The organism is Rhizobium cauense, assembly GCF_019511525.1.
GTDB classification, from domain to species: domain Bacteria; phylum Pseudomonadota; class Alphaproteobacteria; order Rhizobiales; family Rhizobiaceae; genus Rhizobium; species Rhizobium cauense.
Genome location: NZ_JAEUAT010000017.1, coordinates 100,259 through 115,599 on the forward strand (window position 1 = coordinate 100,259; position 15,341 = coordinate 115,599).

Genomic DNA, 15,341 nt, shown 5'->3' on the forward strand with positions numbered 1-15,341 from the left:
GTCCGGCGCGCGATCTGCGCATGGAGTGAGGAAAGACGATTGCAGCGACCCGGAACATTCAGTCTATTGAAGGCGTCATGCCTTGCAGCACTGGCTGCATTGGTGGCCGGGTGCCAATCGACAGGAAATGTCAGGCATCCGAATATCGCCGAGACCGTGCCCGCAGAACGAGCGCTTGCCTTGCCGCCGCCAGGCGGTCCTTCGATCGTCAGCGTCGTCGAACGCAGACGGGGGAACGGTGCCGAGCAGATGATTTCCCTCTATACATCGTCTTCCGTATCCGGGCAGAATTTCCTGAAGGTGCAATTCCTCGGCGCATCCGGGGCTAACCGTGGGACTGGAAATGCGTCCTATCAGATGATTAGCGAAAGAGGGATAATGCGGGAGGCATTTGACGCGGTTCCTGGCGTGCAAATGACACGAACCGCGACGTATCTGCAAAACAGCTATGGACCTTTCTCCTATGCGTCGGGCCAGAGTGGTCGGGGCGATACCTGCATATACGGATGGCAGCAGATCCGTTCGAGCCGATCAGCGCAAACGCAAGCCCGCAATTTTGGAATGATCCAGGTTCGTCTGCGTCTCTGCGATGCCAGGGCCACTGAAAGGCAGTTGCTGGGCATCATGTATGGCTACACGATCGTCGGAACGCTCGACGGAGAGATATGGAATCCATTCGGAGGTCCGCAGCGCGTTGACGCGACACTCGGCGTTCCGGGAAATCCAATCTATCCGGACGAGAGTGGCTACCGAAGCATGCCCGTGGCGTTTGGCTATGAACCCGCCCGCCCGGAGATCCAATCTCGACCCGCTCGCGTACGCAGCGTCCAGCCGAAAGCTGAGGAGGCACCAGTGGAGTTGCCACCACCGACCGGACCGCGCGTTCCATTGCCTGACGGATCGAACGATCTGCCGCAACCGAGCGTTTCAGCAGTGCCCCCGAATGGAGAGGCGCAACCGGCTGCCACAACGGCGAGCGGCCCGACGGTACCGTTGCCGGAGTGATAGGAAATTCGGCCATGACGGCCGCGTGCCAAAGTTAGACGTGAAGCGGCGGGCGTCCCCAAGCGTCGTGCCCGTGTTGCCAAAGGGAAGTTGATGCAAAAAGCCCGAAGCATCGTTATCTGGGCCCTGGTTTCGCTGTGCGTGATCGCCCTGATCACATTGCCCGTGAATCTGCAGACCCAACTGATCGCAAGCATTGCCGTCGTCGCCGTCATGGCGATCATCAAGGGCCTTAAGGCCGAGGGCACCTGGAGACTGGTTGCACTGGCATTTGGCACATCCATTGTCCTTCGCTATGTCTACTGGCGCACAACGAACACGCTGCCGCCAATCAACCAGCCGGAAAACTTTATCCCCGGCCTGCTGCTTTATCTTGCTGAAATGTACAGCGTCGCGATGCTGGCGCTTAGCTTGTTCATTGTCGCCACCCCCTTGCCGCCTCGCCCCTCGCGCGCGAACAAGGAAGAGCGCTTCCCGCATGTCGACGTATTCGTTCCGTCCTACAATGAGGACTCGCACCTTCTTGCCAATACGCTGGCGGCAGCCAAGGCGATGGACTATCCGGCCGAAAGGCTGCATGTCTGGTTGCTGGACGACGGAGGAACGCTGCAGAAGCGCAATTCCAACAAGCTTCTGGAAGCTCAGGCGGCGGTCGCACGCCACAACGAACTCAAGAAGCTTTGCGAAGATCTCGACGTCCACTACCTCACACGTGATCGCAACGAGCATGCAAAGGCCGGCAATCTCAACAACGGGATGAAGCACTCACGCGGCGAGCTGATCGCCGTGTTCGACGCAGATCACGCTCCGGCACGCGACTTTCTGCTGGAAACCGTCGGTTACTTCGATGACGATCCGAAACTGTTTCTTGTCCAGACCCCGCATTTTTTCATCAATCCGGACCCGCTGGAACGAAACCTCCGCACGTTCGAGAGAATGCCGAGCGAGAACGAGATGTTCTACGGCATCATCCAGCGCGGCCTCGACAAATGGAACGCAGCATTCTTCTGCGGATCGGCTGCCGTTCTCAGCCGCAAGGCGCTGGAATCCCAAGGTGGGTTCAGCGGCATCAGCATCACAGAGGACTGCGAGACCGCCCTTGCGCTACATGGTAGCGGCTGGAACAGCATCTATGTGGACAAGCCACTCATCGCCGGGCTGCAGCCGGCGACCTTTGCAAGCTTCATCGGCCAGCGTAGCCGATGGGCACAAGGAATGATGCAGATCCTACGCTTCCGCTTCCCACTGCTGAAGCGTGGCCTGACCTTGCCGCAACGGTTTTGCTACATGTCGTCCACGCTCTTCTGGCTCTTCCCCTTTCCTCGCACGATCTTCCTGTTTGCGCCTCTTTTCTATCTCTTCTTCGATCTCGAGATCTTCACCGCTTCGGGCGGCGAATTCCTGGCCTACACGTTGGCCTACATGCTCGTAAACCTGATGATGCAGAACTACCTGTACGGCTCGTTTCGCTGGCCGTGGATATCTGAGCTTTACGAGTATGTTCAGACAGTTCACCTCTTGCCGGCTGTCGTCTCGGTCATGCTCAACCCTCGAAAGCCAACCTTCAAGGTAACGGCAAAGGACGAGTCGATCGCAGTCAGCCGCCTCTCCGAGATCAGCCGGCCGTTCTTCGTCATCTTCGCGGTGCAACTGGTCGCGCTCGCAGTGACGATCTATCGTATCTATGCCGAACCTTATAAGGCCGACGTGACCCTGGTCGTCGGCGGCTGGAACATCGTCAACCTGATCATGGCCGGCTGTGCCCTTGGGGTTGTTTCCGAACGGGGCGAGCGGGCTGCATCCCGCCGTGTGCGCGTCAATCGACGCTGCGAATTCGGCGTCAATGGCAAATGGTATACAGCCTCGATCGAGGATGTTTCCGTGCACGGGGCCAGGCTGCACGTTTTCAATAAGCAGCTGGATCCCATGGTGATCGGCGCCGAGGGCGAGATCCGCTTTCAGCCTCACAGTGGCGCCAACATCGAGACGCTGCCGCTGATCGTCCGCAACATGCAGCCTGCTGGCGAAATCCTGACCGTGGGATGTCAGTACAGCCCCAAGAACGCGCTCGATCACCGTCTCATTGCCGACCTGATCTTCGCGAACTCTGACCAGTGGACTCAGTTCCAGCAGGCGCGGCGGCACAATCCGGGTCTCATTCGCGGCACGATCTGGTTCCTTGGACTGTCGCTCTATCAGACAAGCCGAGGCCTAGTGTACTTCTTCCGCAGCATGAGGCCGGAGCGAGAGCGGCAGCAGGAAGCTGCAAGGGCAGGCAACTGATGAAGAAGGCGATCTCGATCTCAGCGTTTCTTCTCGCCGCCTCCGCGGTTGCCTATGCGCAAACAACGCCATTCGACATGTCGGGCGAGCGCGATCAAGGCAGTGCGCCTGTCGTGCCCAGACTGACATTGCCTTCCACGCCGGCGCCAGCGCCCACGCAAACCGAACCACCTCCACCTGCTTCGATGCCGGCCGCACCAACGCCGCCGGTGCCGCCTTTTTCCGGTAGGCCCACCACGCCGCCGACAGCAGATGCCGCCAAACCACAGCAAGAGCCGGTGTCACCCGCGACCGATGCAGCTCCCCCACAGCCCGTGCCACCGGCAGCACCAGTGGCTGCACCAGCGCCTGCGCAGATCCAACGCCCAGCACAGGCCTCATCCGACCGGGGCGACGGAACAGTCCAGCGATTTGTCATTCCGTCGGCCAAGTTCGGTCTGGAAGGGGAATATGATCGCAGGTCATGGACGATCTACATTACGCCGGAACAGGCTGCTGCACCGGCGAAATTCAATTTTGCCTATCAAAATGCGGTCGTAATTGCACCTGAAGCATCCCGGTTGACGGTTCTTCTCAACAACAGGATTGTTGGCGAGCAACAGATCGGCTCGTCCGATGCGCCGACCAGTGTGTCCTTCGACGTGCCGACCGGATTGCTGCAGCCTGGCGCAAATCTTTTGACATTCGAGGCAACCCAGCGACACCGCACCGACTGCACGGTTCAATCAACCTACGAACTCTGGACCGACATCGATCCCGCAAAGACCTATCTGAGCTTCAGTGGACCAGGCGTTGCCGACTTTTCCAATACGGACGCAATCCGGGCAATCGGGGTGGATGAAGCCGGCAGGACGCGGTTCAATCTTGTCGTCCCGGCTCTCGAACAGCCGGGCACGACGAAACCTCTGCTTCGCCTAGCGCAGGGGCTCGCGGTACTGAGCGGCATGCCCAACACGGCGCTTTCATTTACCTCCGGCACAATGCCGCAGGATGGCGCTGGCCAAATGACTGTGGTTGTAGGGACGGCGGCCGAGCTGCAGCCACTGATTGCTCTGCCGCCCGCCGCTCAGACGGCACCACTTGCGTCTTTCGTTACGGATCCGAAGTCGGGAAGGCCACTTCTCCTGGTGAGCGGGCCGTCCTGGCCCGCAATCTCTGCAGCGATAGACACCATTGTTTCGACTGTGGATCGCCCGGCTACGGCTCTTCGAGACACGCTTGCAACCCAGCGCTGGGTTGCGCCGGATGCTCCGCTGGTGTTTTCCGATAGCAGACTGACATTTTCGCAACTCGGCGTGAAGACAACTGAGTTTTCTGGACGCCGCTTTCGAACCAGCTTCAATATCGGCGTACCCTCGGATTTTTACGCCAATGCCTATGGCGAAGCGACCGTGCTGCTCGATGCGGCCTTCACGCAGGGTGTGCTTCCTGGCAGTCATATCGACATCTATGTCAACGGCAACATCGCCTCGACCGTACCGATCTCGTCAACAGGCGGCGGCATCTTCCGACATTTGCCAATTCGCGTGACGATGCGGCATTTCAAGCCGGGCTTAAACACAATCGCGCTCGAAGCCATATTGATGACAAAGGAAGACGAGGTCTGCGTGCCCGGAACGACGGCAGGTGCGGCCCCGCGCTTCGCGCTCTTTGACACCAGCGAACTTCACATCCCCGACTTTGCCCGGATCGGGCAGCGGCCAAACCTGGCGGGCCTTTCGGGGACGGGGTACCCGTATAATCGGGCGACGCAGCCAACGCCTCTGTTTATTGACCGAATTGATAGTGACACCTTGTCAGCAACAGCCACTCTGCTCGCGCAGATGGCCGTCGTCGCGGGCCGCCCGATCGAGGTCGAGCCGGCTGCAGCGCCGGGCGCAATCGGCGAGCGGGATGCGATTTTCATAGGCTCGATCTCTCAGATACCGCCGGCGGTACTGACGCAGCTTAATATCGCGACGACCAGCCAGGCTTCGTGGCGACCGTTGTCGCCAGCAGAAGCAGACCAGAGCGAGCCAGCTGTGACATTCGACGATTGGCGCTCGAAAGTCAGTGGCGGGGTATGGCGTGGCCAGATCACGTCGTTTCAGGAATGGCTTCGGCGCAATTTCGACATTTCACTCAGTTCATTGCAATTCATACCGGGATCCGAGGAGACATTCACGCCATCGAATACGGACAGCTTCCTGGTCGCACAGGGCAAGAGCGCCGCGGGAGGGTCGTCGTGGACGGTCGTGACCGCGCCCTCCGCCAAAGATCTGCGAGAAGGCGCTGAGGCCCTCACAGCACAAGTTAACTGGCCACAGCTCGCGGGGCATATCACCACCTACTCAAACGAAACAGGAAAGGTCGAAAGTGTCCCGGTCGGACGCTTCGACTTCGTAAGCTCTCAGCCCTGGTCCATTTCGAACTATCGCCTGATCGCTGCAAACTGGCTGTCGACCAACATTTTGTCCTACGCCTTTCTTCTCGTTGTGCTTTCGCTCTTGATCGGGGTCACCACGGCAAGCATGCTGGCCAGGCTGGGCAGGCGCGAATGAAGAAGCTGTTGAATTTCATTTGTGTCGCAAGCCTTGCTCTTGCCATGGTTTGTCAGCCTGCACGTGCGCAAGGTCCCGGGATAAGTACAAAGGCCTGGGATGCGTACAAGGCCAAGTTTCTCGATGCCAGCGGTCGAATCATCGACGACGCAAACGGAAACATCAGCCACAGTGAAGGCCAGGGCTATGGCCTGTTGCTGGCCTACCTTGCCAACAGCCCCGCCGATTTCGAGCAGATATGGTATTTCACCCGCACCGAGCTGCTGTTGCGCGACGATGGTTTGGCTGTCTGGAAATGGGATCCAGCTGGTACACCGCACGTCACCGATGCCAACAACGCATCGGACGGCGATCTGCTGATCGCCTATGCTCTGGCGCTTGCGGGGTCGGCATGGAACAGGAGCGATTACATCGAAGCGGCGGCGAAGATGGCCCAGGCGCTTCTCTCGCACGTCGTGGTCAGTTCGGGCGGCCGAACGCTGCTATTGCCAGGTGTTAAAGGCTTTGACGCTCCTGACCGCAAGGATGGACCGATCATCAATCCGTCCTATTGGGTCTACGAAGCAATCCCGGTGATGGCTCTGCTGGCCCCCTCAAATGCCTGGCAAAAGCTCTCCGACGACGGTCTGTCATTGTTACAATCCATGCAGTTCGGGCCGCGCAAGCTCCCTGCTGACTGGGTCAGCCTGAACCGAATGCACTCACCCGCCAAGGGTTTCGATGCGGAATTCGGCTACAATAGTGTGCGTATTCCGCTTTATCTCGCTCGCGCGGGTGTTTCGGACAAGGCTCTACTGTCAAGATTGCGGCAGGGCATGACAGATGGCGCCGGCGTCCCAGCGACGATCGACCTGACTTCGGGCAACCCGAAGACGCCCCTGACGGATGCCGGTTATCGAATTATTAACGATGTCGTGGCCTGTGTGACTGAAGGAACAAAGCTTCCTGAGTCGTCGCAGCAATTCGTGCCATCGCTTTACTATCCATCTACCCTCCACCTTCTGGGATTGGCATTTATCGGGGAGAAACATCCAGAGTGTCTGTGAGATCCTCAGCCCTTGCAATTGTCGTCGCGGTGGTGGTGGCCGGTCTTGTGACCGCCCTGAAGGATCGTGCGGCTTTGCAGGAGATGTTGGGCTTCGCTTCGTCCGATCAGCCCCGGCCGCAGTTTATGCTGATGGGTCGCGTCACGGCACCGGAGACCGCCTCGAAACCGCAGATCGACGTGCAAGCGATAGCGGACAGGTTGCGAGCCGCAGAAATTTCGCCGCCCCTCCAAGAAACGACACCTGCTGGTTCTGATGACGGATCTGTGACTGTGGCTCAAGCTCAGCCGCCTTCAGACGCGCCACCACCGGCCAAGCCCGTCCAGCCTAAAGTGGACGAAAGTGCCCTGCGATACTTCGCAAGCCGGGGAGACAAGGCACGCCTTCAGGCAGAAATCGCGCGCCTCCAGGCGCTTTATCCCAATTGGGTACCGCCGGCAGATCCCTTGGCCATTCCCCAAGGCGGCGACAAGCAACTGGAACAGATGTGGCAACTCTATTCGGAAGGTCGCTACGCGGAACTGCGCAAGGCAATAGCCGATCGGCAGGCATCTGAATCCGGCTGGCAACCGCCACCGGATCTGCTTGATCGCCTCGACGTTGCGGAAGCGCGAGCACGCCTGGTCAACGCGTCCGATCTCAAGCAATACGCGACCGTCGTCCAGATTGGCGCCAATACGCCGAGCCTGCTGACATGCAGCGACATCGACGTGCTCTGGCGAGTTGCCGAGGCCTTCGCCAGGACGAACCGCGCGCCTCGTGCAGAGGCGGCCTATGTCTACATTCTCAACAACTGCACCAATCCGCAGGAGCGCTTGGCAACTGTTCAGAAAGCGTCTGCTTTGCTGCCTTACGCAACAATGCAGAATCTGCTCGCACTCGAACGTCCTGACGGCAACGGCGGTCGCGAATTCGACAGCATTCGTAGCGACCTTGCCCGCCGCTTTGTCGCAGCAGGCAATGACGATCCCGATCTGGCTGTTGCATCCGACTACCTCGCCATCGTGCAGCGCCTTGCTGAAACGGACGGGCTGGCTTCCGACAATCTTCTGCTCGGCTGGTATCAACTCCGCCGGGAAAATTTCGCCGACGCTGAAAAGTGGTTTCGCAGAGCCCGTGAGAAGGAAGATACCGCAAACGGCTCCCAAGGCCTGGCGCTGGCTTTGATCGCCGAGAAGAAGCCGCAAGAGGCAGAGGACGTCATGTACAAGTGGCGTGGCGCCTCCAAGGATGCGACCGCAACCTATCTTGCTGCCACAGCAAACCTCATGGCGATGCAACCGCCGGCCGACCTGAGCGAGCAGGTGCTTTCGCGCATTGCGGCGGAAACCATCGCGCAAAAATACGTTCCAACCGCCCAGCAGTTCGGGTGGTTCGCCCGCACGCTGAACCAACCGCAAACGGCCGCACGCTGGTTCGAGACGGCGCTGCGTTGGAAACCAGATGATGAGCCATCAGCCTACGGACTGGCTGTCACGCGGTTGCAACTGCGTGATCGGGCAGGTGTCACTGAGATACAGCGTTTGTGGGCGGGAAAGTCCGAACGCATCGCGCTGCTTGGCGAGACCAGCAAGCGCCAGCCTGCCCAATCTCCGCTCCCTGCTCCTGGCCAAGTACCGCAAGAAAGCTCAGGTACCTCGCCAGAGATCATCAGGGCGCCGGCAGAGCGCGCGGAAGACACAACTCCACCGACCAGCACCGATGTTGTGCGCCAGCGCTCAATGCAGAACGTCACCGTGCGTCGCAGCGCGCGCCAGGATCGTGGGTGCACGACCACGATCAATGCCCAACTGCTTGATCCGGAAACTGCCCTATCGCGTGGCTGGTGCCTGATGGACCTCAATCGACCGATGGAAGCCGCCAAGGCGTTCGAGGCTGCATTGAACAGCCCGAACCGCAAAACCCGCGAGGATGCGTCCTATGGGCAAAGCCTCGCCTATCTGCGCGCAGGACTATCTAACAACGCCGCCGTCGCTGCGACAAAGGCGCCGCAGACGCAACAGCGCGCAGCTGAATTGCAGGTGGCAATCCTAGCTGATAGGGCGTTGGCCGCATTTGATGCCAAGCGCTACCGAGAGGCCTTGATATTCCTCGACCAGCGGGCGCAGCTGCGACAGGAGCCGATCGATTTGATGGTACTTCGCGGCTACGCATATCTTAACATGAACATGTACGGCGACGCGGAGCGGATTTTCAACGCCGCGGCAGCGACCGGCAGCAAGGATGCCAATCGTGGTCTTGCCGACCTGAAGGCGGCAACGCATCCGGACAGTGTCGACTGACGCGACTGCGTTCAAAACAAAACGCCAGCGCAGCGAGCCGGTTGGAGCCTCGAAGAACGAAGCTCTTGTGATTAGCAGGGCTGGTCGTCGCCGCACGCTCTCCCAAAGGCTTCATTCCCACCAGTCTTGGCGGTTTCAACCCAAGGTCCGGCTTATACCAAAGCCGCACAACTTTGCGACTTTGGTCCCTCCCCCCGGCGGCCTACGTCGCAAACTTCGTCCAACCTAAGTCACTGTCTGGGAGGCTGTGCCCCCCCTACGATGAGTGGGTACGAAGGGGAGCGACAGAACTCGGCTATCGAGGAGGGGGCAATGGACTATCACGCGTTTTTCACCAACGCCCTGGACGGGCTACGTCAGGAGGGGCGCTACCGCATCTTCGCCGACATAGAAAGAATGGCCGGCGCCTTTCCGCGAGCCCGGTATCACGACGGCGAGCGCATGCGGGACGTCATCGTCTGGTGTTCCAACGACTATCTCGGCATGGGGCAGAACGAGAAGGTCCGTCAGGCCATGCATCGCTCGATCGACCGTTCGGGTGCCGGTGCCGGCGGCACGCGCAACATCGCCGGCACCAACCACAATCACGTCCTGCTGGAGCGGGAACTGGCTGACCTTCACCGCAAGGAAGCCGCGCTACTGTTCACGTCCGGCTATGTCTCCAACTGGGCCACGCTATCCACTCTGGCAGCAAAGCTACCAAATTGCGTCGTGCTATCGGATGCAGGCAACCATGCCTCGATGATCGAAGGCATTCGCCATTCCCGTGCTGATTACAGGATATTCGCCCATAATAATCCGGATGATCTGGAGCGGTGTCTCAAAGACATCGAACCCGGCCGCGCAAAACTCGTTGCCTTTGAGTCGGTATACTCGATGGACGGCGATATTGCGCCGATCGCAGAGCTCTGCGACGTCGCCGAACGGTACAACGCCATCACCTACCTGGACGAGGTCCACGCCGTCGGCCTTTACGGCCGACGCGGTGCCGGTATCGCCGAGCGTGACGGCGTCATGGACCGCCTGACGATCATTCAGGGTACTCTGGGCAAAGCGTTCGGAGTTGTCGGTGGTTACATTGCTTCCAGCGCGCCGGTTGTTGACTTCGTTCGATCCTTTGCATCCGGCTTCATCTTCACGACGGCGCTTCCGCCGATGTTAGCGGCCGCTGCGCTCACCTCGGTTCGGCATCTCAAGGAAAGCCAATGGGAGAGAAAAACCCAGCAGGATCGCGTTAAATTGCTGCGCGAACGTCTTGACGATCGCGGCATCCCGCACCTTGCCAATCCCAGCCACATCGTCCCTGTCATGGTCGGCGACCCAGTCAAATGCCGGACGGTCTCAAATCGCCTTCTCGATGATTTCGACATCTACATCCAGCCAATCAACTATCCAACGGTACCCCGCGGTACAGAAAGGCTGCGGGTCACTCCCTCGCCTCTGCACAGCCGTGACGATATCGCGCAACTCGTCGAGGCGCTGGACGAGGTTTGGGAGCAAACGGGTCTTGCCCGCACTCCAGGCATACGCAGGAAGTATCAGGTAAAACTTCCCGTAGAAGCTTGGCAACCGAGGCCTCCAGCCATTTGTACGGGCTGTCGCGCACTACTTGCGATGAGCAGCGGCACCGTCAGCAACGGCCAGGCCGCGGCAACCCTGGTATAGAGGGGCTTCATCATGGGCATGAGACGGCTACCGAACATCACGTCGCTACTCTCGACCGCCGGCCTCATGACGTTGCCTCGAAAAATGGTGTCGGCGACTGCACTGGTCGCCATTGCCCTGGCAGCCCTCCTCAGTCCTATCCTTGTCGGACGGTCGCTATTCGGAGCGGACTCGCCGCCACCTTCCGCAGAGACCGCCCCGGCAATTGGAACGCCCTCCGAACCGACCGTTACCGTCACGACGGTCGCTGCAGAAATCCATACCCTTGAAACACGCACATTTGTCTCAGGCACGCTCGTCGCGCGCGAGGAAGTCACCGTCGGAACAGAAAGCCAGCAGGCGAGAGTTCGGGCTGTCCTGGTAGACGAAGGGGATCGGGTGCGTGAAGGCCAGGTACTGGCAATCCTCTCGTCCGACCTCGACGAGATCGCCGTTTCAATGAACGATGTCGAGATCGAACGGGCTAACGCGCTCCTGCTGCAAAGCGAAAGCGCAATCGCCCTTGAGGAAGCCAATCTGGACCTCGCTCGGAAGGCGCTTGAGAGGGCACGGCCTCTATCTCGCAGCGGGATAACATCGCGCGACGCTCTCGAACAGCGCGAAGCAGACGTAAAGGTGGCTACCGCCAAACTGCGGACGTCCCAACAAACGAAGCGGGTCGCCGTTGCCGAGCGTGCAATTGCTTATGTAAAGCGCCGGGAATTGATGGCCCGGCTCGAGCGAACACGCGTCAGGGCTCCTGGCGCTGGGATCGTGACCGAGCGGATCGCAAAGCTTGGCGACATAGCCTCCCCTGACGCTCCGCTGTTCCGACTTGTGAAGGAAGGCGTGATCGAACTCGAAGTCCTGGTGCCGATGCGGATAATCGGAAGAATTCAACCTCACTCGCCAGCAACGGTGACGATCCAGGGAGCGGGTGGACCGATTACTGGTACGGTACGGCACATCTCGCCGAGTGTTGACCCAGCGACCAGAATGGCGCGGCTTCGCATCTCTATGCCGCCGTCCGAGGATCTGAAAATCGGGGCTTTCGCGCAGGCTGGTATCTCTACTGTTGAGGGCACGTCGGTTGTCTTGCCTCTCTCTGCGGTCCACCAGATGCCTGATGGAGCGCGCGTGGACGTGGTTACCGCGGGCATTGTGGAAAGCAGGGTTGTCGTCGCGGGAGCCCGCACTGCCGAAAAGATCCAGATCTTGTCAGGCGTGGCCCAAGGTGAACGTGTCGTGTTGCGCGCCGGCGGAATCGTGGAGGCGGGCATGCGCGTCAGGGCTGTTCCGGCAACCTCCATTCTCGCCTCCAGCAGGTGAGGTTGCCATGCGGTTCAACCTTTCGCGCTGGTCGATTGAACGCCCCGCCTACAGTATTGCAATTTTCGCTCTCCTTTTGGTGCTTGGCCTACTGTCATTACGAGCGCTGCCTGTCAGCCGCTTTCCTCAGATGGAACCTCCCATCGTGAAGGTCGCGCTACGACAGCAGTCAGCCTCGGCCAGCTTCCTGGAACGCGATGTGGCGCAGAAATGCGAGGACGTATTGCTGAGGCTTGAGGATCTCCGTCGCCTCGATACGACCATCCAAGACGGTCTCGTCACGCTGAACCTTGAGTTCGACGCTAGAACTGACCCACAACTGGCTCTGGAGCGAACCAGCCGCGCGATGCTTTCGATGCGCGGCGACCTTCCACCTGCCCTTGATGAGCCAGTCATCTCTATATCGAACTTGCGTGAGATTGCCGTTGCCACCTTCGCCGTCCGATCGAGTGTGCTTACCTTCCACGCGCTCAATCGCATTCTTGACGACGACCTCCTGCGCCGGCTCGAGCGAATTCGTGGTATTGGGAAAGTCGTTCTGCGAGGAGGCAACGATCGTGAAGTCCGCGTTTGGCTTGACCGTGACGAAATGCTCGCGCGCGGCCTGTCGGCCGACGCCGTCGGTGTTGCACTGCGCACAATCACCAACAACAGCCCAGCGGGTATCGCATCTGCGTCCGAAGTCGAGCAGCCGATCAGGACCATGTCGGCGCCGACCAGCATCGCCGAGCTCTCCGACGTTACGCTGCCGGGCACCAACAATGCGGGTGTAAGGCTTTCGGACATTGCCCGCGTCGAGGATGGCTGGGCAGACAATCGCGGTTTCGCCCAGCTCGATGGCGAACCCATCCTCGCCCTGTCATTCTTCGCGGAGAAAGGAGTTGATGAGGTAGAGACTTTCGCCCGCCTGCGAGCCGAGATCGATACTCTTTCCAACGAAGACAAGCGGCTGCAGTTCACGCTGCTGGACGAGAATGCTAGTTACACCAGAAACAATGTCTCAAGCACCGCCCAGGGACTGATTGAAGGCGCCCTCTGCACCATTGTGGTGCTGTTTCTGTTCTTGAGGGACCGGCGTGCAGTCGCTATCGCGGGGATCAGCTTACCGCTCGCTGTAATCCCGACCTTCTTCGTCATGGAGGCGCTCGGCTTTTCGTTGAATCTTGTCTCGCTGCTTGGCCTGACGCTTGCGATCGGCCTTCTCGTCGATGACACCATCGTCGAGATCGAGAACACGGCCCGACATCTCGAAATGGGAAAGACGGCCCATCAAGCAGTTATCGACGCCACGGAAGAGATCGGCGGGTCTGTCATCGCGATCTCATTGACCATCGTGGCAGTCTTCGCGCCCCTTGCCCTGATCGGGGGAATGCCCGGTCAGTATTTTCGCGAGTTTGGGATGACCGTCGCGGCCGCAACACTGGCGTCACTGCTCGTTGCCCGTCTCATGACGCCGCTTCTCGCTGCAAGGTTTCTCCGGCCAAGTGTGCCGGCCTCAAGCGTTCGAGCTTTGCCAGCCTGCGGCAGCTATTCCAGACTACTGAAGTTTGCGACCGGACGTTATCCCATTTCGCTTGGACGATCTCCAACCGGCTCACCTCCCCGCATCGCCATGACCCTGGACATGTCGCAAGTAACGATCGGCCTTGGCATTGCATCGCTTGCGGCCGCCATTCTCTTTATTCTCCCTGCCTTGCCACGTGGCTTCATTCCCGAAGAGGATGGGACCCGGCTGACATTTGCAATCGAGATGTCGGGCGGTACCGGCACTAGCGCAATGCGCGACAAATCCACCGAGATCGCGAGAATGCTGGCGTCCGACAATGATGTGACACATGTTTACGCCCTCGCGTCCAATCCTTCCTCGCGCCTTGCAAGCCAGGAAACGATGGTTGTCCACGTTGAGCTGACAGACCCCGCAAAGCGCCAGCGTACGCGCCAGGCAATCGCGTTCGACATCAGCCGAAAATTGACGTCTGTCGCCGATATTCGCGCCACTCGAGTTGGCTTGACAGGTAACCACCAATTTTCGCTTTCGCTGGTATCTGATGATGGTGTGGCATTGGAGGAGACTGGCAGATTGCTCGCGTCGTCCATGGCGTCCATGCCCTCTATCGGCGCGGTCACTTCCTTTGGCACTGCCCATAGAGCGGAGCTCCAGATCGTCCCGGATCTTGAACTTGCCGGGGCCTTAGGCATCGAACTCGGTTCACTGTCGAATGCAATTCGCGTGGCAACCATGGGCGACAGGGATCAGGCGCTCGGTTTCATCACGATCGAGGGGAAGAACGTTCCTGCTCGCGTCCAAGCTGCCAGGTCCGCCGATGATTTGTCCTTTATTGAAACCCTGCCCCTGCGGAGCGCGCACGGAGAGATCGTACCCTTAACCGCTGTTGCCCGCCTTGTCGAAGGTTACGGACCGGCACAAATCCTGCGCCAGGACGGACTACGCCGCATTGAACTTAACGCGGATTTGGTCGAGAACGCCTCGCCGGGCATGGCACTCACAGAGGTGAAATCGTGGATCGCGCAACATCCCCTCCCGAGAAACGTGCGCCTCCAGGCTGCGGGCGAAACGCGGTCAATGGAAGACTTCTTCGGCAGCTTCGTCGACGCAGCCCTTCTTGGGTCGACTTTCGTGCTCATCATTCTGTTTGTTCTTTTTGGCAACCCGCTGCAACCGCTGACAGTTCTTTTGTCCTTGCCACTATCATTGACAGGAGGCCTGGTGGCATTGGCAGCAACTGGGAACGGAGTGACGATGCCGGTCCTGATCGGAGCCCTTATGCTTATGGGCATAGTCGCAAAGAACGCCATACTCATAGTCGACCTGGCAGGTAGGATGGTCAAAGCAGACGTCGCGCCCCGAGATGCCGTGGTCGCAGCGGCTGAACAGCGCCTCCGCCCGATTCTCATGACAACGGTTGCCATGGCTGCGGGCATGATACCCGTCGTCTTTGGGCTGGGCGACGGTGGCGCATTCCGCGCGCCGATGGCGATCTTTGTCATTGGCGGCTTGATTGCGTCGACCGTCCTGTCGCTCGTGTTTGTGCCCGCATTGTTCCTGCAGGTCCAAATGGCGGGGAACCTGATCAGCGGAATTTTCTCAAAAAGGACCCCGCACCCCGCAGCATGTCGACCACCCACCTGAGCTGGCGCAAACGGTACGAACCACACCGATAGGGCTGCCCGCTGCGAAACGACCACGTCAG

The 15,341-nt window shown here is 59.5% G+C and carries 7 protein-coding genes and 1 pseudogene; all 8 read left to right on the plus strand.

What is annotated here, in order from left to right; all coding sequences use genetic code 11:
* Window positions 1-39: 39 nt before the first annotated feature.
* Window positions 40-1,043: pseudogene (gene bcsN, locus JNB88_RS25575) on the plus strand (cellulose biosynthesis protein BcsN).
* Window positions 1,044-1,098: 55 nt separating this feature from the next.
* Window positions 1,099-3,288: a UDP-forming cellulose synthase catalytic subunit gene (bcsA, locus tag JNB88_RS25580; protein WP_037130044.1), complete on the plus strand. Its 2,190-nt coding sequence runs from the start codon at window positions 1,099-1,101 to the stop codon at window positions 3,286-3,288.
* Complete coding sequence (locus JNB88_RS25585; RefSeq protein ID WP_220357896.1) at window positions 3,288-5,828, plus strand: cellulose biosynthesis cyclic di-GMP-binding regulatory protein BcsB; 2,541 nt, start codon at window positions 3,288-3,290, stop codon at window positions 5,826-5,828. Before bcsA ends, JNB88_RS25585 begins: the two co-directional genes overlap by 1 nt.
* Window positions 5,825-6,874, plus strand: coding sequence for a family 8 glycosyl hydrolase (locus JNB88_RS25590; RefSeq protein ID WP_220357897.1), 1,050 nt, complete (start codon window positions 5,825-5,827; stop codon window positions 6,872-6,874). Before JNB88_RS25585 ends, JNB88_RS25590 begins: the two co-directional genes overlap by 4 nt.
* Window positions 6,871-9,156: a cellulose synthase gene (locus tag JNB88_RS25595; protein WP_220357946.1), complete on the plus strand. Its 2,286-nt coding sequence runs from the start codon at window positions 6,871-6,873 to the stop codon at window positions 9,154-9,156. The genes JNB88_RS25590 and JNB88_RS25595 overlap by 4 nt, the downstream gene beginning before the upstream one ends.
* 312 nt (window positions 9,157-9,468) lie before the next feature.
* Entirely contained in the window at window positions 9,469-10,821 is a 1,353-nt protein-coding gene (gene hemA / locus JNB88_RS25600) for a 5-aminolevulinate synthase (RefSeq protein ID WP_220357898.1), read from the plus strand.
* A gap of 12 nt (window positions 10,822-10,833) precedes the next feature.
* A complete protein-coding gene (locus JNB88_RS25605; RefSeq protein WP_220357899.1) occupies window positions 10,834-12,129 on the plus strand; it encodes an efflux RND transporter periplasmic adaptor subunit in 1,296 nt (431 codons plus the stop codon).
* Window positions 12,130-12,136: 7 nt separating this feature from the next.
* Window positions 12,137-15,280, plus strand: coding sequence for an efflux RND transporter permease subunit (locus tag JNB88_RS25610; protein ID WP_220357900.1), 3,144 nt, complete (start codon window positions 12,137-12,139; stop codon window positions 15,278-15,280).
* Window positions 15,281-15,341 lie beyond the last annotated feature (61 nt).

Bases quoted from the DNA above. Each gene is read 5' to 3' on its own strand.
- bcsA (WP_037130044.1), top strand. From the start codon at position 1,099: ATGCAAAAAGCCCGAAGCATCGTTATCTGGGCCCTGGTTTCGCTGTGC.
- JNB88_RS25585 (WP_220357896.1), top strand. From the start codon at position 3,288: ATGAAGAAGGCGATCTCGATCTCAGCGTTTCTTCTCGCCGCCTCCGCG.
- JNB88_RS25590 (WP_220357897.1), top strand. From the start codon at position 5,825: ATGAAGAAGCTGTTGAATTTCATTTGTGTCGCAAGCCTTGCTCTTGCC.
- hemA (WP_220357898.1), top strand. From the start codon at position 9,469: ATGGACTATCACGCGTTTTTCACCAACGCCCTGGACGGGCTACGTCAG.
- JNB88_RS25605 (WP_220357899.1), top strand. From the start codon at position 10,834: ATGGGCATGAGACGGCTACCGAACATCACGTCGCTACTCTCGACCGCC.
- JNB88_RS25610 (WP_220357900.1), top strand. From the start codon at position 12,137: ATGCGGTTCAACCTTTCGCGCTGGTCGATTGAACGCCCCGCCTACAGT.